Annotated in this window: 17 protein-coding genes and 1 pseudogene; 7 read left to right on the top strand and 11 right to left on the bottom strand. The window is 61.6% G+C overall.

All coding sequences use genetic code 11. The features are described 5' to 3' along the window. Positions 1-224 precede the first annotated feature (224 nt). The gene (locus HFO71_RS27745) at positions 225-665 is read left to right on the top strand and encodes a response regulator (protein ID WP_025397685.1); all 441 of its coding nucleotides are present in this window, start codon (positions 225-227) and stop codon (positions 663-665) included. A gap of 27 nt (positions 666-692) precedes the next feature. On the opposite strand, the gene HFO71_RS27740 is transcribed toward HFO71_RS27745, so the two are convergent. Continuing rightward, on the bottom strand, positions 693-1,433 hold the full coding sequence (locus HFO71_RS27740) for a TetR/AcrR family transcriptional regulator (protein WP_077979970.1): 741 nt from the start codon (positions 1,431-1,433) through the stop codon (positions 693-695). A 271-nt stretch (positions 1,434-1,704) separates the two neighbouring features. On the opposite strand from HFO71_RS27740, the gene HFO71_RS27735 reads away from it, so the two are divergent. Then, entirely contained in the window at positions 1,705-2,904 is a 1,200-nt protein-coding gene (locus tag HFO71_RS27735) for a multidrug effflux MFS transporter (protein WP_168259261.1), read from the top strand. Between the two features lie 135 nt (positions 2,905-3,039). Beyond that, complete coding sequence (locus HFO71_RS27730; protein WP_221988673.1) at positions 3,040-4,332, top strand: MFS transporter; 1,293 nt, start codon at positions 3,040-3,042, stop codon at positions 4,330-4,332. Between the two features lie 33 nt (positions 4,333-4,365). On the opposite strand, the gene HFO71_RS27725 is transcribed toward HFO71_RS27730, so the two are convergent. From HFO71_RS27725 to HFO71_RS27705, 5 genes are all read right to left on the bottom strand, one after another. After that, the gene (locus tag HFO71_RS27725) at positions 4,366-5,403 is read right to left on the bottom strand and encodes a LacI family DNA-binding transcriptional regulator (RefSeq protein ID WP_221988671.1); all 1,038 of its coding nucleotides are present in this window, start codon (positions 5,401-5,403) and stop codon (positions 4,366-4,368) included. A 78-nt stretch (positions 5,404-5,481) separates the two neighbouring features. Then, the gene (locus HFO71_RS27720) at positions 5,482-6,522 is read right to left on the bottom strand and encodes a LacI family DNA-binding transcriptional regulator (RefSeq protein WP_221988669.1); all 1,041 of its coding nucleotides are present in this window, start codon (positions 6,520-6,522) and stop codon (positions 5,482-5,484) included. A gap of 207 nt (positions 6,523-6,729) precedes the next feature. Beyond that, entirely contained in the window at positions 6,730-7,026 is a 297-nt protein-coding gene (locus HFO71_RS27715) for a hypothetical protein (RefSeq protein ID WP_221988668.1), read from the bottom strand. A 104-nt stretch (positions 7,027-7,130) separates the two neighbouring features. Continuing rightward, the gene (locus HFO71_RS27710) at positions 7,131-9,029 is read right to left on the bottom strand and encodes an ABC transporter ATP-binding protein (RefSeq protein WP_131640674.1); all 1,899 of its coding nucleotides are present in this window, start codon (positions 9,027-9,029) and stop codon (positions 7,131-7,133) included. Positions 9,030-9,122: 93 nt separating this feature from the next. After that, positions 9,123-11,084, bottom strand: coding sequence for an ABC transporter ATP-binding protein (locus HFO71_RS27705; RefSeq protein WP_221988667.1), 1,962 nt, complete (start codon positions 11,082-11,084; stop codon positions 9,123-9,125). A 121-nt stretch (positions 11,085-11,205) separates the two neighbouring features. Between HFO71_RS27705 and HFO71_RS27700 the strand changes: the two are divergent. The 3 genes and pseudogenes from HFO71_RS27700 to HFO71_RS27690 all read left to right on the top strand — a co-directional run bounded on the left by HFO71_RS27700 (position 11,206) and on the right by HFO71_RS27690 (position 15,579). After that, positions 11,206-11,822: pseudogene (locus HFO71_RS27700) on the top strand (flavodoxin family protein). Positions 11,823-12,174: 352 nt separating this feature from the next. Further along, entirely contained in the window at positions 12,175-13,581 is a 1,407-nt protein-coding gene (locus HFO71_RS27695; RefSeq protein ID WP_221988666.1) for an FAD/NAD(P)-binding protein, read from the top strand. Between the two features lie 69 nt (positions 13,582-13,650). Then, positions 13,651-15,579, top strand: coding sequence for a hybrid sensor histidine kinase/response regulator (locus HFO71_RS27690; RefSeq protein ID WP_168286756.1), 1,929 nt, complete (start codon positions 13,651-13,653; stop codon positions 15,577-15,579). A gap of 16 nt (positions 15,580-15,595) precedes the next feature. On the opposite strand, the gene HFO71_RS27685 is transcribed toward HFO71_RS27690, so the two are convergent. Genes HFO71_RS27685 through cyoA form a run of 5 tightly spaced genes read right to left on the bottom strand, consistent with a single transcriptional unit; the run spans position 15,596 to position 20,662 of the window. Continuing rightward, entirely contained in the window at positions 15,596-16,435 is an 840-nt protein-coding gene (locus HFO71_RS27685) for an SURF1 family protein (protein ID WP_376776760.1), read from the bottom strand. Continuing rightward, a complete protein-coding gene (cyoD, locus tag HFO71_RS27680; RefSeq protein WP_077979958.1) occupies positions 16,432-16,833 on the bottom strand; it encodes a cytochrome o ubiquinol oxidase subunit IV in 402 nt (133 codons plus the stop codon). Before cyoD ends, HFO71_RS27685 begins: the two co-directional genes overlap by 4 nt. Beyond that, complete coding sequence (gene cyoC, locus HFO71_RS27675; RefSeq protein ID WP_025397699.1) at positions 16,830-17,450, bottom strand: cytochrome o ubiquinol oxidase subunit III; 621 nt, start codon at positions 17,448-17,450, stop codon at positions 16,830-16,832. The genes cyoD and cyoC overlap by 4 nt, the downstream gene beginning before the upstream one ends. Positions 17,451-17,455: 5 nt before the next feature. Next, positions 17,456-19,459, bottom strand: a complete 2,004-nt coding sequence (gene cyoB, locus HFO71_RS27670; RefSeq protein ID WP_221988665.1) for a cytochrome o ubiquinol oxidase subunit I — start codon at positions 19,457-19,459, stop codon at positions 17,456-17,458. Between the two features lie 42 nt (positions 19,460-19,501). Next, complete coding sequence (gene cyoA, locus HFO71_RS27665; RefSeq protein ID WP_077979956.1) at positions 19,502-20,662, bottom strand: ubiquinol oxidase subunit II; 1,161 nt, start codon at positions 20,660-20,662, stop codon at positions 19,502-19,504. Positions 20,663-21,041: 379 nt separating this feature from the next. Here cyoA and HFO71_RS27660 point away from each other — a divergent pair, with 379 nt between their 5' ends. Beyond that, entirely contained in the window at positions 21,042-22,373 is a 1,332-nt protein-coding gene (locus HFO71_RS27660) for an MFS transporter (RefSeq protein ID WP_025397702.1), read from the top strand. The last annotated feature ends 33 nt before the right edge of the window (positions 22,374-22,406 follow it).

The raw sequence follows: 22,406 nt of genomic DNA, 5'->3' as shown, positions 1-22,406 counted from the left end.
TGAGATCTATCCTCGATATTGAGCACGATCCGGCGCCGTCTTTTTCTCCGCTCTCCATTTTATTAAGAATTTGTCAACGTTAACAATATCTTAAATGCAGCAAATCGCGTTCCACTGCGGAACATATCCTCGAGTTGCCCGTTACCGCCATGAGTTTCGCCTGTGGACAGGCTGGCGGAGCGGATCCCTCTAGAGAAGTACAGGCGTAACCAAGGGGACGTATCATGGCCACCAATGTCGTGCGGCGCTGGCAACGAGATGATCTCATGAAACAGAGAGTATTGATCGTCGAAGATGAATTCCTGATCGCCCTGGATCTCGAGGCGACGGTGGAAGGCATGGGCATGCAGGTCGCGGGCCTTGCGAATGATCGCGAACAGGCGTTGCGGCTGGCGCCGCTTGCCGATATCGCTTTCGTCGACGTCAATCTTGCCGACGGCCCGACAGGGCCCGAGATCGGCCGACAGCTGGCGCAAGAGCATGGCATTGCCGTCGTCTTCATGACAGGCAATCCCGAAGTGGTGGCTGACGGCGTCAAGGGCGCGGTCGGCGTGGTCCAGAAGCCGGTCATGCCTTCGGTTGTCGAACAGCTGGTTAAATATCTTGCCGCGCGCCGTGTCGGCATGTTTGCGGTCGTACCATCACAAATGACGGTCTTCGCCTGATCGGACGGGCCTGACGTAAAGGCCTCATCAGCCGGATATGGCTGCGAGCTGCGGCGGATGGTCGGCCTCTTCCGCTTCCGGCCTGCCATAGGCCTTGAGAAAGGTATGGACGGCGTTGCGCGCCGACTTTTCCAGCTCTTCATCGGTGGGTGTGCCTCCGAGAAGGATCATCATCTGCAGATCGGCATTGCCGAGTGCCACGAACTGCCTGGCGGCGACGTCGAAGTCGTCGATGGTGAGCGCGCCCTTATGGGCAAGCCGTCCGAAAAGTGCGGACAATGCGGTGGTCAGCTTGCCCGGCCCCTGCTGGCGCCAGCTTTCGAAGAGGTGTGGGTATCGCTCGCCTTCGGTCTGCACCAGCTTGCGCAGGAATTTTCCGTCGTGGTTGCAGATGCAATTCTTGTTGAGGCGCACGGCAAACGCCGTCAGCTCGTCCTCCAGATTGTCGGCACGATCGGGGAAGGTCGACAGCACGGAGAAGAGCATGGCGTTGGCGCGGTTCATGACGTCTTCGATGACAGCGACGAACAGCGTTTCCTTCTCGCGATAGTGATTGTAGATCGTCTGGCGGGATACGCAGGCCACGGCGGCGATCTCGTCGATGCTGGCGCCGGCAAAGCCCTGGCGGCAGAATACGTCGGCCGCGGCATCGAGGATCGACATGCGCTTTGCGCATTGTCCGCGCTGCGTATGCCCGGTTATCCGGGCTCCCGATGACATGCGATCTTTCATGAGGTCGAAGATAAGACGTCTTGACGTTTTAGACAATGGCGTCTAGTTTTACAGCTGTGTCCAAATTTGTTGACACTCCTGGTTCCGCCGCTGAGATATGAGCTCCCAACTTCGTCTTCGCGCGAACGATCATCATTGAACCCGCGCATCGGCGCGAAAATCGGAACCGATTTTCGGAAAGCACCGATGCGTCGAATTAAACTGTTGGAGCGTCCTTTGTGCGTCCGAGAGGACGCAACGGCTCCAAGAGCATGCCGCGGAGCGACGATCCGGTATTTCCGCCGCGCTTTTATGAAAGATCACCATTATGACGGCTCCCTTCTTTCGCATTGCCCTCATTCTCGGCCTTCTGTCGGCCATCGGGCCCTTTGCCATCGACATGTATCTGCCTGCGCTGCCGTCCATTGGTCAGGATCTGCATGCCGATAACAACGTCACCCAGCTCACCCTTCTCGCCTTCTTCATCTCATTTGCGCTCGCCCAGTTGGTCTATGGTCCGCTGTCGGATATGTGGGGCCGCAAGCTGCCGCTCTATCTGGGCATCGGCCTTTTTTCCGTCGCCTCGATCGGCTGCGCCCTGGCGACCGATATCGAAACGCTGATTGCCTTCCGTTTCGTTCAGGGTATCGGCGGTGCCGCCGGCATGGTCATTCCGCGCGCCATCGTCCGCGACATGCATACCGGCGTGCAGGCCGCCCGCCTGATGTCGCTCTTGATGCTGGTCTTTTCGATCTCGCCGATCCTGGCGCCGCTGACGGGCAGCGCCGTCATCGAATTCTACGGCTGGCGCGGTGTCTTCTGGGCCGTGACCATCGCCGCCTTCATCGGCCTCGTCCTGCTCGCCACCCAGCTTGACGAAACCCGTTCGGCGACCGAACGCAGCGGCAGCGGTCTGAAGAGCGCCATGGCGGCCTATCGCCTGCTGCTTGCCGACCGCAACTTCCTGACGCTGACGTTCATCGGCGGCCTCGGCATTTCCAGCTTCCTCGTCTATCTCGCCAACTCGCCCTTCGTGCTGATCCAGCATTACGGGCTGACGCCGACGCAATACAGTTTCGCCTTCTCGATCAATGCCGTGTCCTTCTTCGCGGTATCGCAGGCGACGGGTTGGCTTGGCGCGCGTTTCGGCCTCGTGCGCGTCATGCGGATTGCGGTCAGCGCTTTTGCCCTTGCCATGGTCGTCATGGCGGTGGTGATGGCCGCCGGCTTCGACCAGCTGCCTGTCCTGGCGACTTTCCTGTTCATCGGCTACGGCTTCCTCGGCCTCGTCATCCCGACGAGCGCGGTGCTCGCGCTCGAGGATCACGGCGAGATTGCCGGCACCGCCTCGTCGCTGATGGGCACGCTGCATTTCGTGATCGCCGCCGTCGCCATGGTCATATCGAGCGTCTTCTTCGACGGCACGGCCGTTCCGATGGCCGCTGGCATCGCACTTTGCGCCTTCTTGGCCTTCGTGCTGACCCAGGCAACGATCGGCCGCCGCGCCGCCGTCGCCGCCGCTGAATGATTAAAGACCGTACCCGGCTTCGGGTACGGTCACATCATCAGGGTTGCGGCTGCGAGAAAATGCCGCGCCCGATTGAATATCGGCTGGCCGCGCTATCTACCCGATCCCCAAGCATGGTCATACCGGAGAATACTTATGGTCGACGAGAAGCGGCTGATCTCGAAAATCACCTGGAAGCTGATGCCGTTTCTCGGCATTCTTTATCTCATCGCCTATATCGATCGGCAGAACGTCAGTTTCGCCAAGCTGCAGATGGTCGATGCCCTTGGAATGAGCGAATATGCCTATGGTCTCGGCGCATCGCTCTTCTTCATCGGCTATTTTCTCTTCGAGGTGCCGAGCAATCTCTTCCTCGACAGGCTCGGCGCCCGTGTCTGGTTCGCGCGCATCCTGGTCTCCTGGGGTATCGTCACCATCGCGCTCGCCTTCACGCAGAACGCGACGATGTTCTATATCCTGCGCTTTCTGCTCGGTGTCTGCGAAGCCGGCTTCTTTCCCGGCGTCCTCTATCTGCTGACGCTATGGTTTCCGTCGACCTATCGCGGCAGGATGGTCGGGCTGTTCATGATCTTCAGCGCCATCGCTAATGCCGTCGGTGCGCCACTCGGCGGCGTGCTGCTCGATCTCGACGGTCTCTACGGCTTTGCCGGCTGGGAGTGGGTCTTCCTGGCGACGGGCGTTCCGGCTGTGATCGCCGGCATCGTCACCTTCTTCTATCTCCCCGGCCGGCCTGAAAATGCAAGCTTCCTGAGCGGCGAGGAGAAGCAGTGGCTGGAACGGAGGCTCACTTCCGAAAATGCCGGCATGGGCGAGCATGCCGGAAACGGCTTCAAGGCGCTCATCGACCCACGCGTCCTGCTGATGGCGCTTTGCTATATCGCCTTTCCGCTTTCGGCCTATGGCCTCAGCTATTGGCTGCCGACCATCGTAAAGGCCTTCGGCGTCAGCAACACCGTGAACGGTTTCCTCAACATCATTCCCTGGGTGTTGGTCGCGATCGCGCTCTATGCCGTTCCCGTCATGGCCGACAAGGCGCAATCGAAGACGCCCTATATCGTCATTCCCGCTTTCATCGGCGCCGCCTGCCTGCTGCTCTCGGCGCTGATCCCGAACCACACCTTGCAGTTCGCCTTCCTCTGCGTCGCCGCTGCCGGGATCTTCGCGCCCCAACCGGTGTTCTGGAGCCTGCCCTCCCGTTTCCTCAAGGGCGCGGGGGCTGCGGCGGGCCTTGCCGCCATCAATTCAGTCGGAAATCTCGGTGGTTTCGTCGCCCAGAACGTCGTGCCTTGGATCAAGGAAGCGAGCGGCAGCACGATCGCGCCGATGTTCTTCTTGGCCGCCTGCTTGGCGGCCGGAGCAATGTTGGTCTTCGTCGTCACGCGTCAGCTGTCGCACAGGGAGCATTCGGCGGCTCCGAGCCGGGTCTGATGCAGACCCCTGAAACTATCTACGCGGCGGGCTTCAGGCCGTCAGCGTGAAGGCGTCGCTTTCGCCGGGAACGAGTTCCAGCGGCCAGATCCTGTTGCGGGCGCCCTGCGGATAATGATCGGCATAGGCCGGCATGGTGGCAAGCAGGGTTTCTCCGAGCTGCGCGCCGAGATCGCGCAGCGACATGCGGAAGGAGGTCAGCGTCGGCTGCAGGAAATGCGTGCGCGGCTCCTCGCGAAAACCGACAACGGCGAGGTCGCGGCCCGGCACGATGCCGGCCTCGGCAAGCCGGCGGTAAAGCCCGATCGCCATCAGTTCGTGGATCAGAATGATTGCGGTCGGCCGCTCTTCGATCATCAGCAATTCGTGGCCGGCCTGATAACCGCCCTGTTCGCTCGACTTGACCCGGATGACGAGGGCCGGGTCGAAGGCAATACCGTGCCGTTGCAGCGCCTGGCGGTAGGCGTCGAGGAAGATGTAGCCGAGATTGATGTCGGAGGAGGGGGCGGCCACCGCGATCCGTCGGTGGCCTTTGGCAACCAGTCGGTCGACGCCACGCGCCGCCACGCCTTCGAAATCAAGATCTATCCAGGTGTAGCTGCCGCCCGACGCGCTGCGGCCGAGCGCCACGAAGGGGATGCGGGCTTTTTCCAGAAGCTCGATGCGCCTATCGGTGCGTCGTGTCGCCGAGATGATCAGCGCGTCGACAAGCCGGCGCGCCACCATGCGCTTCAGATATTCATGCGGGTCCTCGTCATCGGGGCAGGGCAGCATGACGAGATCGAGCTTGTGGCGGGAAAAGACGCTCTGCAGCCCGTCGGTGACGCCAAGAAAGAAGTCGTCGCTGTTTTCGACCGTCTCGCGGCTCACTTCGAGCATCAGCCCGATGACGTTGGTCATGCCCTGGCGAAGGCTGCGGCCCGATTGATTGGCGACGTAACCGAGCTCTTCGGCGGCGGCGAGCACTCGCCGGCGCGTTTCGTCGTTGACGTCGGGCTTGCCGTTCAAAGCACGGGACACCGTTCCGATCGAAATGTCGAGATGTTCGGCGAGCTGGCGGATTCCCTTCATCTGCGTCGATCTTCCTCCCAGTTCGCGCGTCAACTCTTCTTGCCACAGGATGGAGCCTGCGAAAAGCGGTGGGGAGGGTCAGGGTCTGAAGCTCTGGCGGATGACAAGCTCCGGAATGACGCGTTCGTAGCCCGGAGGCAAGCGCGGGTTTTCAAGCCGCCGCTCCATCAGCTCGACGGCGCGCTGCGCCATGGTCAACGGATCCTGGCGGAAGGTGGTCAGCCGATAGCTCAGCCAGGAGGATTCCGGCACGTCGTCGAAGCCGATAACGGCGACATCCTCCGGGATGCGCAGCCGCGCTTCCAGGCGCACGACATCCATCAGTCCGAAGGCGATCTGGTCGTTGGCGCAGAAAACGGCGTCCGGCTTTATTGTCTGCGAAAAGAGCGCGCGTGCGGCAGTGACGCCGCCGTCATAGTCGGAATCGCCGCCGCGTCCGACTATGACGGATGTGCCGAGCGATTCGGCTGTCGACAGGAAGGCGCTTTCGCGCTCAATGATGGAAGGCGTTCCGGTGTTGGAGCCGATGACCGCCAGCCGCCGTCTGCCGCTTTCGTAAAAGGCCGTCGCCGCCTTGCGGGAGGCCTCGGAGTTGCCGGCGCGCACATGGTCGGCATCGGGTTCCGAACGGCCGATCACCACGAGCGGCTGGCCATTTCGCTGCGCGAGTTCGAAGAAACTCGCCGGCGGCGAGCCGGACAGGATGATGATCGCCTCGGCACGGTGCCCAATCAGCATCTTCTGGGCGGCGAGCAGCTCGTCTTCCGTCTGGCCGGTGTTGATGAGGATAGGGATGCTGCCGCGTTTGATCAGGCATTTGGCAAGCGCTGCGGCCAGATGCGCGCGAAAACCTACTTCCGGCCGAGTCGCGACGATGCCGACCAGGCGGCTCTGATTGGCAAGCACGCCGCGCGCCAGGTCGTTGACATGGTAGCCCAGTTCTTGAGCCACCCGCAGCACCTTTTCGCGCGTTGCAGGCGCCACGCTGGTGCCCGGCGTGAAGGTACGCGATACGGCTGAGCGCGAAACGCCCGCCAATTGCGCCACCTGCTCGGCGCTGACGAAGCGCATGCGTTCTTTCTTTGGCGTCTTGTCGCCGTTCACTGGACCATCATTCATCGGCTTTCAGCTATTGGTCATCTCTAACAGCCGCATGACAGGCGGCCGAGGCAGCCGGAAATTTCTGCTGTGGGAGTGACCGCAGGCTACTGCATTGGCCGAGCAAAGAAAAACCGAGGCTTGCGAATGCAGCCTCGGTGATGGCGAAATCAGCGGCGACGACGAATGATCAGATCGACGCCGCCATAAGAAGGCCAGGTCTGCCCGCTACTCGCAGACCCGCACGGTTTCGATATGATAGCCGCCGTCATAGCGGTTACGGACATCGCGGTCCTCATACCAGCATCTCGGCGCGGGTTCGACGTAACGCGGCCCATCGACGTAGCGAGGGCCGCTATTGGCGATCGCGCCACCGATCAGACCGCCGACGACGCCGGCGGCAACGCCGCCAGCGATAGCCCGGCCAGTATCGTCGTGGTGATGGCGGTCACGCGCGGCAGCGGGCTGAATGGCTAATCCAACAAGGGCCGTTGCGATCACCAGGCTGCTAATAGCTCTCTTCATAACTTTCTCCTCAGTGGCACGGGTCCCCGATAGGAAATAAATGCGGCAGCAAGGCGTTTGTTCGTTCAAACTTTGCGACAGGTATTAATGCATGTCGCTTGAGATCACGTCGCCGACTCCGCTGCCGTCGTCTCTTCCAGCACATCTTCGGGAATGTCGTCGAAGGAGGAGTAGTTCAGATTGTAGAGCTTGGAATAGAGCTTGCCGTTCTTCATCAGCTGGCGGTGGTCGCCGCTTTCGATGATTTCGCCGTTCTGCAGCACGATGATGCGGTCCGCCTCACGGATCGTCGCGAGGCGATGGGCGATGACAAGGCCGGTGCGGTTTTCGAGTAGCTTCACCAGCGCCTTCTGGATCAGCATCTCGGTATAGCTGTCAATATTGGCCGTCGCCTCGTCGAGCACGAGGATCTTCGCATCCGCCACCAATGCGCGGGCAAAGCTCAAAAGCTGCCTCTGGCCAAGCGAAAGGTTGCCGCCGCGCTCGCCGAGAACGCTGTCGTAACCATCGGGCAGGCGCATCACGAAGTCATGCGCGCCGACGGCCTTTGCCGCCTCGATCACCTGTTCGCGCGTCGCCTCCAGCTTGTGGTAGCGGATGTTTTCGAAGACGGTGCCGGTAAAGAGGAAGGGTTCCTGCAGCACCATGGCGATCTGCGCTCCGAGCGAATCCTGCGTCAGGTCGCGCACATCGTCGCCGCCGACCAACACCTGGCCCTGCTGCACGTCGTAGAAGCGATGGATCAGCGACATGCAGCTCGATTTGCCGGATCCCGTCGGCCCGACCAGCGCCACCGTCTCGCCGGGATTGACCTTGAAGCTGACGTGCTTCAGCACCGGATGTTTCGGATTGTAGCCGAAGACGACATCCTTGAATTCCACCGATCCGTCCATGTCGCGCGACAAGGCCTTGGCACCAGGCGCGTCCTTGATTTCGACAGGCACGTCGAGCACTTCGGTCAGCCGCTGGCCCGACGCCATGGCCCGCTGCATCACCGAATATTGCAGCGTCAGCGAACGGATCGGGTCGAAGAAGCGCTGGATGTAGAACAGGAAGGCGACGAGCACGCCGACATCGAGCGCCTGATTAAGAACGCGGGCGCCGCCGACGACGATGACGAGCGCCATCGCCACGCCGGTCAGGCTGTCGACGATCGGCACCATCACCTGCGCATAGCGCGCCGCCGTCAGATGCGTCTGTAAGTTGGCATGCGCCTTGTCGTCGTAAAGCGTGAAGTTGACGCCCTGCCTGTCCATGCTCTGGACGGCACGCACGCCGTGGATCGCTTCGGCGAGGGCGCCGGCCGCAATCGAATTGGTCTCGTGCGCGGCCATGAAGGATTTGCGCGCCAGCGGCAGCCAGAACAGCCGGACGATGAACAGCACCGGCAGCACCGAGAGCGTCAGCAGCCCCAATTTGAAATCGAGATAGAGCATGACGAAGACGATGCCGAAGAGCAGCACGATGTCGCCGACCGACAGCACCGAGGTTTCGAGGAATTCCTGCATCGAGTTGACGTCGCCCTGCAGGCGCGACATCAGCCGTCCCACTTCGGTCTTGTCCATGAAGGAGAGCGAGACGCGCTGGAGATGCGAAAACATCGCCTTGCGGATATCAAAGAGCACGTCTTCCGCGACGCCGCCGACCAGCATCTCCTGCGCATAGCTTGCCGCATAGTTGATCGATATGGCGATGGTGAATGCGACGATCGACCAGATCAGGGCCGAATGGTTGCCGCCCGGCGACATGCCGTGGTCGATGGCATAGCGAATGATCAGCGGGATGGTGAGCTGCATCATCGTGAAGGTCAGAACGGCGACGACCGACCACAGAACCTGGCGGCGATAAGGGTGAACGAAAACCCAGATGCGCTTGACAATATTGCCGTCAAAAGCCTTGCCGAACATCTCCTCCTCGACGCGATGCGAGCCGACCACCGCCCGCGGCGGGCGGCGTCCATCCTCGCGAACGTCGGGACGCTCGGTTTCCAGTTCCTCGGCCATGCCATTCCTCCCGCGGCCATCACGTAAGGTGGCCTGCATACTTATTGCTTGTTCGCCCTTCTCCCCGGTGAGCAGAAGAAGGGGATTCCGTTGCTAGGCGCTCAAGACCTCGTCGCCCGGCCGCACCTGCAGGTCGTATAGCGCCTTGTAGCGCCCGCCGAGCGAAAGCAGCGCCTCATGCGTTCCGCGCTCGACGATCCGACCGTCTTCGACGAACAGGATCTGGTCGGCATGCATCAGCGAACTCAGGCGGTGTGCGACAATGATGGTCACGCGGTCGGCGGCGTAGCGACGCATGGCGCCGCGGATGCGCTGCTCGGTGGCGGCGTCGATTGCCGCCGTCGAATCGTCGAACACCATCACCGCCGGTTTCAGCATCAGCGCGCGGGCGATCGAGAGACGCTGCCGCTGGCCACCGGACAGCGACACGCCGCGTTCGCCGACGACGGTGCCGTAACCGGTGGGCAGGCCGAGCACGTAATTGTGCAGCTGGGCGCTTTCGCTGGCGCGTTCGATCCGGCTTTCCTTTGCCCAGGGGTCGCCATAGGCGATATTGTTCTCGATCGTCGTCGTGAACAGGAAGGAATCCTGCTGCACGACGGCAACCGCCCGGCGCAGCGATTGCAGCGTCGCCTTGCGAATATCCTGGCCGTCGATGGTGATCTTGCCGCCGCTGACGTCGTAAAAGCGCGGAATGAGGTGGGCGATCGTCGACTTGCCGCTGCCGGGAGGCCCGACGATGCCGATCGTCTGGCCGCGCCTGGCTTCGAAGGAGACATCCTCGAGTACGGTGCGCTTTTCCGAACCCGGATAGGCGAAGCGGACATTTTCAAAGCGCAGCACCCCGTCCGTCACCGCCAATTCCTTGGCATCCGGCGCATCCTTGATCGCGATGTCGAGGTCGAGCAGGGCAAAGAGGCGCGAGCCGCAGGTCGAGGCCCGGGCAAAGGCGTTGACCATCAGGCCGAGCTGGCGCACCGGCATCTGTAGGATGGTCATGAAGGTCAGGAACGAGGCCAGCGTGCCGACGGTAATCTCGCCCGCCATCACCTTGCTGCCGCCGACCCAGAGCACCAGGCCCATCGCCGCGAAGAAGGAGAAAGTCATGGCGCTGGTGTTGGTAACGCGGATGCCGACGCGCTGATGCGCGAGCGCGAGTGCGCTCTTCGATGCCGCCTCGAATTTCGAAATCTCGTGTTCGTGGGCGGCAAAGGCGCGCACGACGCGGATGCCGCCGAGATTTTCCTCCATGATGCGGGTCAGCACCGAAAGCCGCTCCTGCAGGTCGAGCCAGGTGGCGCGCAGCCTGAGCTGCGTCACCGAGGAGCGCCAGCCGACGAAGGGCACGAAGGAGAGTGCCAGGAGACCGAGCACGATATCCGTAGACAGCAGCATATAGGCGCCGATGCCGATCAAGATCGACAGCAGGATCATCCGGACGAGCGCGGTGGAAAAATACATGCGCACGCCTTCGAGATCGAGCAGGCCGACGGTAATCAGGTCACCGGAATGCACGGTGTCATGAAAGCTGAAGGAGAGCCGCTGGATCTTTTCGTAGCAGGCCAGCCGCAATTCATAGCCGATGTGATGGCCGACGGCTTCACTGTAATAGTTCTGCACCATGGTAAAGAGGCCGCGCAGCACGCTGGCGCCGAGCAGCAGCAGCGCCGTGGTCAAAAGCGCGTCCTGTGCCGCCTGGCCGGCCGCCCCGCCGCTCATCGCCATCTGCGTGTGGTCGACGGCCTGGCCGAGAAGGCGCGGGATCATCAGCTGGAAGGTGGAGGCCACAAGCGTGGCGCCGATCGCAAAGCCGGATTGCCAGGGGTGGCGGAAGGCCATCATGGTGATGCGCACCAAGGTGAAGAGGCCTCGGCCCCAGCCTGCCGCAGTTGCAAGCGCCATCGAAGCCGAAGGCTTCGTCGCGCGTATTAACGCATCGCTGCTCACGGTATTTTTTCCAATAGATGTGTGGTCGGACGCTGGCCCGAAAAGACGGCAAATCCATGAAGGGATTGATAGCACCTTCACTTTTGCCGATTCCAATTGGGGGTTCAAGTAAAGAATTCACCAGTTGGTTATTTTTACGTGAGGTCACCTCGTGTCCGGTTGGGAACAATCTGGGCGCGAACAGGTTGCAGCAGGCGAATACCACCGCCGACCGGTTCCGGAGAGACCCATGCCGCTGAAAGCCCTTGCCCTCAACGCCACTCTGAAAACCAGTGACGCCGAGGACGCGTCATCGACTGACCGGATGATCGGACTGATCGCCGAGGCCATGTCCGCACACGGCGTCGTGACCGAGGTGCTCCGGCTGGCCGATTTCAACGTCAAGCCCGGCGTCACCTCCGACGAAGGCGCCGGCGATGACTGGCCCGATATTCGCGCCAAGGTGCTGGACGCCGATATCCTTCTGATGGCGACGCCGATCTGGCTCGGTCAGCCATCCAGCGTCTGCAAGCGAGCGCTGGAGCGCATGGACGCCTTCCTCGAGGAGACGGACGAAGAGGGCCGCATGGTTCCTATGGCAGGGTTGCGGCCATTGCCGTCGTCGGCAATGAGGACGGCGCCCATCATGTGTCGGCCGAGCTCTTCCAGGCACTGAACGACGTCGGCTTCACCATTCCGGCCAATGCGGTCGCCTACTGGGTCGGCGAGGCAATGGGTTCCACCAATTTCGTCGATCTCGACAAGGTGCCGAAGGTCGTGACGAAAGCCGTCGACATGCTCGCGCGCAACACGGTGCATCTGGCCGGCCTGCTGAAGGCACAACAATATCCGGGCGAGGGCAATTGAGGGCGCTGCCGACCTGACATTTTAGAGATCAATTCGCAGTTCGGGATGCAAAACCCGGCCACACTTCCACCGAACACTTCTAAATTGTATTATATTTCAATAACTTGAAAAGATGTGGCAACAAACCCCTTGCCACCTGCGCCATTTACCGCTTTCATACACTACCAGTTTGATAGACTATGGACGAGCGTAATTGCACTCCTAGTTCTCTTGCGGGGCCGCTGGTCTGGACCCGGATGCCGCGGCAAGTGTAGTGAATGGCCGCATGAACCTCATCAACGCGTGAACCGCTTTTTTATGCGTTGAAACCTCGATCGACACACGGTGCGGATGAAGCCGCAAAGGAGTTGCGATGACGGTTCAGGGACTTTTTTCCGCGAGAGCCAGTGCGGCAGCGCAGATATCAGCTGTGCCGCGTATTGCGATCGTCGGGCGCGGCTTATCCGGCATGATGACGGCCATCGCGCTGATGAAGACGGTGCGCGCGCCTTTCCACCTGCAGCTGTTTGATCCAAATTCGTCGGTCAGCGGCGGGCAGGCGCTGGCCTCGGCTCGCTCCTCGACGATCCTCAACACCCGTGTGCGCGATCTCTCGGTCTCGGTCGGCGACAACGACGATTTCAACGACTGGCTCTGCAGCAACGCCGCCTTCCGCGCCGCCGTGCCGGCCGCCATTCCCGGATTTCGGCAGATCTTCGTGCCGAAGGAGATCTTCAGCGATTATGTCTACCAGCGCTTTTCGGAAGCACTCGCCGCGCGCAGGGACATCACGGTCCAGGTCTGCAACGATCCGGTCGTGGCGATCCGCAGGAGCCACGGCAACCGCTTCCTGCTCGAAAGCGCCAATCCCGCCAATCCGCTGTTCGATACCGTGATCCTCGCCACCGGCTACGGCCTGACTGCGCCGGATGCCGGCGGCGAGGACGCTTCGCCGATCAGGGCCCAGCGGCTCGTCGCGCGGCCGCATGCGGTGCTGCTCGGCAGCGGCATCCGCGTCGTCGACCAGCTGCTACAGCTGCGCGATTCCGGCTATGCCGGCCAGGTGACGATCATTTCAAGGCGCGGCTTCCTGCCCCAGAGTCATACGCCGAATTCCGCCGATCCGGTGTTTCCGGCCGAAACGCTGCCGCAGAGCCTGCCGGAGATCGTGCGCTTTATCCGTGAAGCCTGCCGCGAGGCGGAGGAAGCGGGGCGAAGCTGGCAATCGGTAATGAACGGCCTCAGAAAACATGCCCGCTCGCTTTGGCGCTCGCTGCCGGCCCGCGACAAACATCAGTTCAACCGCCACCTCAGGGCGATCTACGACAGTCACCGCAACCGTTTGCCGGAGGCCATGCACCTACGCCTGAAACGCGAGCTTGCCGAAGGCCGCACGGTGCTGCGTCGCGGCCGGGCCGGCCGCCGGGGCCTGAGTGGCCTGTTCTTCACGCCGGCCGGTTCCACAGTTGAGGAGGTCATCCATGCCGAGCGCATCATCGATTGCCGCTGCCAGGCGCCGGATCTTTCAGCGCCATTGATGCAGAGCCTGCTTTCCGCCGGCCTCGCCATGCCGGACGAGCTCTCGCTCGGCCTGGCGGTCAATGCGCGCGGCGAGCCCTTCCTCGACGACGGTTCGACGGTCGCCGGGCTCTTTGCCGTCGGCCCGCTCGGCCTCGGCAGCCTGCCCGATATCGATCTCGTGCCGGAGATCGTCTCACAGGCCTATGCCGCTGCCGAGCGGATCAGTGAGCGGTTCTATCCGCAGGTCAAGGCCGTCTGAATTTTGGGGCCTCTCCGGAACCATCTGGCTGTCGCTGCGTTATAAAGCGCTGGTGACTCAGAGGGGCCGATGGAAGTGCTGGATCGACATGTTACGTCTCTTGACGAAGGGGGACGCTTTCGCCTTCTGGTCGATGCCATCACCGACTACGCTATCTATATGCTGAGCCCCGAAGGCATCGTTACCAGCTGGAATACCGGCGCACAGCGCTTCAAAGGTTACAAGCCTTCCGAAATTCTCGGTGAGCATTTTTCCCGTTTCTATCTGGAAGAGGACCGCGCTGAGGGGGTACCGGAGCGCGCGCTTGCCACGGCAGCGGAGGAAGGCCGCTTCGAGGGGGAAGGCTGGCGCCGGCGCAAGGATGGCAGCCGCTTCTGGGCGCATGTCGTCATCGATCCGATCCGCCGTCCGTCCGGCGAGCTCATCGGTTATGCCAAGATCACCCGCGACCTGACCGAACGCAGGGCGGCCGAAAAGGCGATCCGCCAGAGCGAGGAACAGTTCCGCCGGCTGGTCCAGGGCGTCTCGGACTATGCGATCTACATGCTCGATCCCGACGGCAATGTCAGCAGCTGGAATTTCGGCGCAGAGCGTATCAAGGGCTATCGGCCGCAGGAAATCATCGGCCGGCATTTCTCGACCTTCTATACCCCCGAGGACCGCGAAGCCGGCGTGCCGCAGACTGCGCTCGACATCGCGCGCGCCGAGGGCCGGTTCGAGAGGGAAGGCTGGCGGGTCCGCAAGGACGGCAGCCGTTTTTGGGCCAGCGTCGTCATCGACGTCATCCGCGATGAGGAAGGCGATGTGCTCGGTTTCGCGAAGATCACCCGCGATATTACCGAGAAGATGGAGACACAGCGGGCACTGGAGCAGGCGCGCGAAGAGCTCTTCCAGTCGCAGAAGATGGAGGCAATCGGTCAATTGACCGGCGGTATCGCCCATGATTTCAACAATCTGCTGATGGCTGTGCTCGGCAGTCTCGAAATTCTGAAGAAACGCATGCCGCAGGATCTCTCGCTGACATCGCTGGTCGACAATGCCATGCAGGGCGCCCAGCGTGGCGCCGCCTTGACGCAGCGCATGCTGGCCTTTTCCCGCCGGCAGGAACTGCATATGGAGCCGATCGACGTCTCCGGCCTTGTCCGCGGCATGATGGATATGCTGAGCCGTTCGCTCGGCCCGCTCACCGTGATCGAGACCTCTTTCCCCATCAGGCTGCCGACGATCCTGACCGATCCGAACCAGCTCGAGATGGCGATCCTGAACCTCGTCGTCAACGCCCGCGACGCCATGCCGTCCGGCGGCCGGATCATGCTTCGCGCATCCGAAGAGTCGCTGCCATCAGGCAAGGGTCCGCTGTCGCCCGGGCGCTATGTCCGCATCGCGGTGATCGACGAAGGCGAGGGCATGGATGCCAAGACGCTGGAGCAGGCAGTCACGCCGTTCTTCACGACCAAGGGTGTCGGCAAGGGCACCGGTCTCGGCCTTTCCATGGTGCAGGGCCTTGCGTCCCAGTCCGGCGGCCGCCTGATGATGAAGAGCAGCCTCGGCGAAGGCACGACGGCCGAATTGTGGTTCCCGGTCGCGATGATGGAACAGGTAACCGGCGCGACCCCCGACCGGCCGCAGCAGGAGGACAATGCGGCGCGCCGGCTGCGCATCGTCGCCGTCGACGACGATGGTCTGGTCCTGATGAATACCACACTGATGCTGGAGGATCTCGGCCATACCGTGTTCGAGGCGATGGCGGGTCCAGAGGCGCTCGACATCCTGCGCAACCAGCAGGTCGACCTGGTAATCTGCGACCATGCCATGCCGCGCATGACGGGCGCGCAGCTCGCGGAAGCGATCCGCAGCGAATGGCCTGAGATGCCGATCATCCTCGCAACCGGTTACGCCGAGATCCCCGAAGGCGCCGGCATCGCCAATCTGCCCCGTCTCGGCAAGCCGTTCTCGCAGGCGCAACTCGCCGAGGCGATCAGCCGGGTCGCTTCATAAGGGCATCACTGCTGCATTATGCAGCGGCCCTCTCGCCGCGGAGAACGAACACCAGCAATGCCAGCACCATCGCCGCCAGCCCGTACCAGGTGATTGCGTAGAGGAGATGGTTGTTGGGGAAAGCGATGACGGTCAGGCCGCCGACAGGCAGGCCTCCGGGATTGGCGGTGGCATCGGCATCAATGAAATAGGGCGCGGCCGCACTGACGCCGCGCTTTTGCGTGATTGCTACGACATCGCGCGAATACCAGCGGTCGGCCGCGACGTCATTGGATTGCAGCAGTGATCCCTTCGGCTCCGTCATCCGCATCAGCCCGGTGATCGCGACCGGCCCGGATAGTTGCTCCTCGCGGCGCGAGGCCGGATCGCGCCTGTCGGTCGGCACGAAGCCGCGATTGACGAGGATCGATGTGCCGTCGGCAAGCGTCAGCGGCACCATCACCCAATAGCCCGGACCGAGTGCGGTCGAGGCATAGACCAGCGTTTCCTTGTCGTTTGCCAGCATCCCCACTGCGGTTACCCGCCGATATTCGTCATCGATGGCATTGACCTTGTTCCACTCGGCGCGTGTCGGGGCCGGCACGGGTGGCGCATGCACACGCTGATCGACGCGGGCGATGAGGTCGCGTTTCCAGGCCAGGCGCTCGACCTGCCAGGTGCCGAGTGCGGAAAGTGCTGCGGCAAGCAGCACCAGGCAGAGGGCGAAGATCGCGCGTTTTACCTGATAGCGCCGTCTCTCCGATGTTCCCGAGGGAGCCTCACTCATGCCCTGCCCATTCCTGAATTGCTCGGGGTTGAACGCTGGTGGTCTGAACCGCTGCGGGCGGCGCTGGCGCCGCCCCTTCGTGACCGTCACGGCATGTTCTTCATCATCTCGGGGCTCATCGGCATCATGTTGGTGTTGAGATGATGCATGACCCAGAGGGAACCGGAGAGCGCGATGGCGACAATGATGAGGGTGAAGATCAGCGCCATGATCGTCCAGCCGCCCTCGCTCCTGGTATTCATGTGCAGGAAGAACACCATATGGACGACGATCTGGATCGCCCCGAGGCCCATCACCAGCACCGCCGTCAACGCCGGGCTGTCGAATACGCCGGCCATGACAAGCCAGAAGGGAATGGCGGTCAGGACGACGGAAAGCACGAAGCCCGTCATGTAGCTGCGGAACGTGCCATGGCCGGCCTGATGGCCGTGGCTGTGGCCGTGATGAGCCTCGTGGGCATCCTCATGGGCAGGTGCTTGCGAACTCATCCGAGAACTCCCAGCAGATAGACGAAGGAAAAGACGCCGATCCAGACGACGTCGAGGAAGTGCCAGAACATCGAAAGGCACATAAGGCGGCGGCGGTTGGCCTCGATCAGCCCGTGCATCGACACCTGCACCATCAGCGTGATCAGCCAGATGATGCCGAAGGTGACGTGCAGTCCGTGGGTGCCGACGAGCGTAAAGAAGGAGGAGAGGAAGGCGCTGCGCGTCGGCCCGGCGCCTTCGTGGATCAGGTGGATGAACTCGTAGAGTTCGAGCCCGATGAAGGCTGCACCGAACAAGCCGGTCACACCAAGCCAGAACAGCGTTTCCGCCTTTGCGTTCCGCTCCATCTGCAGCATCGCGAAGCCGTAGGTGATCGAGGAGAACAGCAGCATCGAGGTGTTGAGGGCAACGATCGGCAGATCGAACAGATCGGCGGGCGAGGGGCCGGCGGCATAATTGCGGCCGAGCACGCCGTGCGTCGCAAACAGCACCGCGAAGATCAGGCAGTCGCTCATCAGGTAGAGCCAGAAGCCGAGGTTGGTGCTGTTTTCCGGATGATGATCTTCCGTCAGGTAGAATTCAGGCTTTTCGGCCGTGTCGATAGTCTGATCGCTCATGGTCATTACACCTGCTCGGCAAGCAACGCCGTGCGCTTGCCTTCCGTTTCGGTCACCTCTTCGGCGGGGATGTGAAAGTCGCGTCTGTAGTTGAAGGTATGACCGATCGCGACGACGAGCATGGCGACGAAGGAGACGGCCACCAGCCACCACATATACCAGATCAGGCCGAAGGCGAGGGCGACGCTGATGGCCGACAGGATTGCGCCGGTGCCGGTGTTCTTCGGCATGTGGATCGGCCGGAAGCCTTCCAGCGGACGCGCATAACCACGGTTCTTCATGTCGTACCAGCTGTCATGGTCGTGGACGACGGGCGTGAAGGCGAAGTTGTAATCCGGCGGCGGCGAAGAGGTCGACCATTCCAGCGTGCGGCCATCCCAGGGATCGCCACTATCGTCGCGCAATTCCTCGCGTTTCATGAAGCTGACGACGATCTGGATGAGGAAGGCGGCGATACCGAGCGCGATCAGGCCGACGCCGAAAGCGGCGATGATGAACCAGATCTGCAGCGACGGATCCTCGAACTGGCTCACGCGGCGGGTGACGCCCATCAGGCCGAGCACGTAGAGCGGCATGAAGGCAAACCAGAAGCCGATCTGCCAGAACCAGAAGCTCATCTTGCCCCAGAAGGGATCGAGCTTGAAGCCGAAGGCCTTCGGGAACCAGTAGTTCACGCCGGCGAACATGCCGAAGAGAACGCCGCCGATGATGACGTTGTGGAAGTGGGCGATGAGAAACAGCGAATTGTGCAGCACGAAGTCGGCCGGCGGCACGGCAAGCATGACGCCGGTCATGCCGCCGATGACGAAGGTCACCATGAAGCCGACCGTCCACAGCATCGGCACCTCAAAACGGATGCGGCCGCGATACATGGTGAAGAGCCAGTTGAAAATCTTTGCCCCGGTGGGGATCGAGATGATCATCGTGGTGATGCCGAAGAAGGAATTGACGGAAGCGCCCGAGCCCATCGTGAAGAAGTGGTGCAGCCAGACAATGTAGGAGAGAATCATGATCACGCAGGTCGCGTAGACCATGGAGGCGTAGCCGAAGAGGCGTTTGCCGGAGAAGGTGGCGACGACTTCCGAGAAGATGCCGAAGGCCGGCAGCACGAGAATGTAGACTTCAGGATGACCCCAGATCCAGATGAGATTGATGTACATCATCGGGTTGCCGCCGAGGTCATTGGTAAAGAAGTTCGTCCCGGCATAGCGGTCGAGCGACAGAAGCGCCAGCGTTGCCGTCAGGATCGGGAAGGAGGCGACGATCAGCACGTTGGTGCAGAGCGCCGTCCAGGTGAAGACCGGCATCTTCATGAAGGTCATGCCCGGCGCACGCATCTTGACGATGGTGGCGATCAGGTTGATGCCCGAAAGCGTCGTTCCGACACCGGCCACCTGCAGGCCCCAGATATAATAATCGACGCCGACGCCCGGACTGTAGGCTGGGCCCGACAGCGGCGGGTAGGCGAGCCAGCCGGTCTGGGCGAATTCGCCAATGAACAGCGACAGCATGATGATGATCGCGCCGGCGGTGGTCATCCAGAAAGAGAAGTTGTTGAGGAAGGGGAAGGAGACGTCGCGCGCGCCGATCTGCAGCGGCACCACGAAGTTCATCAGACCGGTGACGAAGGGCATCGCCACGAAGAAGATCATGATGACGCCGTGGGCGGTGAAGACCTGGTCGTAATGGTGCGGCGGCAGATAGCCCTCCGAGCCGTTGAAGGCGATCGCCTGCTGGACGCGCATCATGATCGCGTCGGAAAAGCCGCGCAGCAGCATGATGACGGCGAGGATCACATACATGATGCCGATCTTCTTGTGATCGACGCTGCAGATCCAGTCGCGCCAGAGCGGACCCCAGAACTTGAAATAGGTGATGATGCCGAGCACAGCGAGACCGCCGATGACGACGCCGATGAAGGTCACGACCAGGATCGGCTCGTGATAGGGGATGGCATCGAGGGTCAACCGGCCGAAGACGAACTTCAGGAGGTCAGGATTGGAAAACATGGAACAACCCGTTCATTATGTCTTGCGACGCAAAGCGCCAGGTTAATTGTTGTTGTTGAGCTGCGCCGGCGCCGGAGTGGCGCCGTTGTCCGTGCCGGGCATGGAATGACCCTCATGCTGCATGTCCATGCCGGGCATGTCGTGCTGCATGCCGTCGGTCCGCTCGGCAGGCTCGCTGCGTGCCGGAGCCCCGGTCGCCGGCACGGTGGCGGCGGGCGCCACGATGCCTTCGTCGGCATGACGGTTGTCGTATTGCAGCTTCTCGCGGTTCTCCGCACTTTCCTTGCCGCCGCCGCCCATCATGTCGATGTGCATCATCTCGTTCATGCACATCTTGCCCGGAGTGGCGCACATGTTGAGGATGGCGTTGTAAAGGTCGGCGTCGGCGCCGGCATAATAACGCACCGGTTCCTTCTCGCTCGGCTTCTCGAGTTTCAGATAAGCGTCGCGGTTGAGCATCGTGCCCTGCTGCTTGACCTGCGCCACCCAGGCGTCAAAGCCCGCTTGATCGAGGCCGTGGAACTTGAAGCGCATGTGCGAGAAGCCGCTTCCGCTATAATTGGCGGAGAAGCCCTCATATTCGCCTTGCCGGTTGATGACGGCGTGCAGCTTCGTCTCCATGCCGGGCATCGCATAGATCTGGCCTGCCAGGGCAGGGATATAGAAGGAGTTCATCACCGAGGAGGCGGTGATCTTGAAATTGATCGGAACGTCGACCGGAGCAGCCAGTTCGTTGACGGTGGCGATGCCGAGTTCGGGATAGAAGAACAGCCACTTCCAGTCGAGCGCCACGACCTCGACGATCAGCGGCTTGGTATCGGCCGGAATGGCACGCTCCGCATCAAGGCGGTCGAGCGGGCGGTAGGGATCGAGCTTATGCGTGGAAATCCAGGTCACGGCGCCGAGCGCAATGATGATCGCAAGCGGCGCTGACCAGATCACGATTTCGAGGCGGGTCGAATGGTGCCATTCCGGCGCGTAAGTTGCAGCCGTATTGGAGCGGCGGTAGCGCCAGGCGAAGAACAGCGTCAGGAAGATCACCGGTATGATGATCAAAAGCATCAGTACCGTCGAGATGACGATGAGATCGCGCTGTTGCGCGGCGATGTCGCCGGAGGGCGCCATGACCACCATGTTGCATCCTGCCAGGAAAAGCAGCGGCAAGACGGATAGAAGGCGGGAAAACTTCATGAGTTTTAGCACGTCTCTAAGCTCTTGTTGTTTCGTTCGTTCCGCGACTAACGCACTGAACCTGATAGCGACATGAGGTGTTTGGTCGCAGTGCAGCAATGATGCCGCAATGCGGCACAAATCATGGTGCACTACAGCTTTGGAATCCTGATGAAATCAAGAAGGATTCCTTGCCCAGCGCATGTTTCAGATCAATATATCCGCAAGAGCCGGCCAAGCCAGCGTTCCCGGGAAAAATCGCGCTCCGGATCACACTCTTTTTTCCGTCCACGCCTCATTTTGAGCCGTGATGATGAACTATTTACGTCTTACGGACTTGATAAGCCTGCAGGTTTGATCAAGATCAGGTTGAGGCGCCCTGCCGAAAGCGCCTCAACGAGGGAGGCGTTTCATGGCTGAAACAACGCATTACGGACCGTCATCGTCGTCGCTGGAACGCGACGCGCGGCGCATTCACGACGACAAGCCGGTTTCGCCGGGCAGCATCGCCATCGGCGTGGTGATAGGCCGCATGTCGGAATTCTTCGATTTCTTCGTCTACGGCCTCGCCTCGGTCCTGGTCTTTCCACAGCTGATTTTCCCTTTCGCTCCGGACAGGCTGACGGGCACGCTCTATTCCTTCGCTATCTTCTCGCTTGCCTTCCTGGCTCGCCCCGTCGGCTCCGTCGTCTTCATGACGATCGATCGGCTGTACGGCCGTGGCACCAAGCTGACGATCGCGCTCTTCCTGCTTGGCGGCTCCACGGCCTCGATCGCCTTCCTGCCGGGTTACAACGAGATCGGCGTCTGGTCGATCGCGTTGCTGGCGCTCTTCCGCCTCGGCCAGGGCTTCGCGCTCGGCGGCGCCTGGGACGGCCTTGCCTCGCTGCTCGCGCTCAACGCGCCGGCCAAACACCGCGGCTGGTATGCGATGATCCCGCAGCTCGGTGCGCCGATCGGTTTTGCGCTGGCCAGCACCTTGTTCGGTTATTTCGTCGCCAATCTTTCCAGTGAGGATTTCCTCTCCTGGGGCTGGCGTTATCCCTTCTTCGTCGCCTTCGCGATCAACGTCGTAGCGCTGTTTGCGCGTTTGCGGCTCGTCATGACCAAGGAATTCGGCACGCTGCTGGAGCAGCATGAGCTGGAAGCAGCTCCCATTCTCGACGTGCTGCGCGTTCACGGCCGCGACATTCTGATCGGCGCTTTCGTGCCGCTCGCAAGCTTCGCCATGTTCCACCTCGTCACCATTTTCCCGCTCGGCTGGATGAGCCTTTATGGCAACCAGCCGATCGGCACCTTCATGGTGGTGCAGGTGGTCGGCGCCATGGTCGGCATCATCACCATCATTGCATCAGGACTGATTGCCGACCGCATCGGCCGGCGCGCCCAGCTTGCCATATGCGCCGTCATCATCGCCGTCTTCAGCTTCGTTGGGCCGAGCCTGATCGCATCCGGCAACAGCGGCCATGACGCTTTCGTCATCATCGGCTTCGGCGTGCTCGGCCTTTCCTTCGGCCAGGCGACGGGCTCGATCTCGTCCCGCTTCGGCCGCGGCTACCGCTATACCGGTGCCGCCTTCACATCGGATCTGGCCTGGTTGATCGGTGCGGGTTTTGCGCCGCTGGTGGCGCTCAGCCTCTCCAGCCGCTTCGGCCTGACTTTCGTCGGTTACTACCTGCTGTCCGGCGCCATCTGCACGCTTGCAGCACTTGCCTTCAGCAGGGCGCTGGAGCAGCGGGAATAGACGCAGTCGAACAAATGGCCTGCATGGGAAGCC

The sequence above is a fragment of the Rhizobium laguerreae genome (assembly GCF_019778565.1).
In the GTDB taxonomy this organism is placed as follows: Bacteria; Pseudomonadota; Alphaproteobacteria; order Rhizobiales; family Rhizobiaceae; genus Rhizobium; species Rhizobium laguerreae.
Note: the sequence above shows the minus strand (reverse complement) of the source record. Positions and strands in the feature narration are given on the sequence as shown.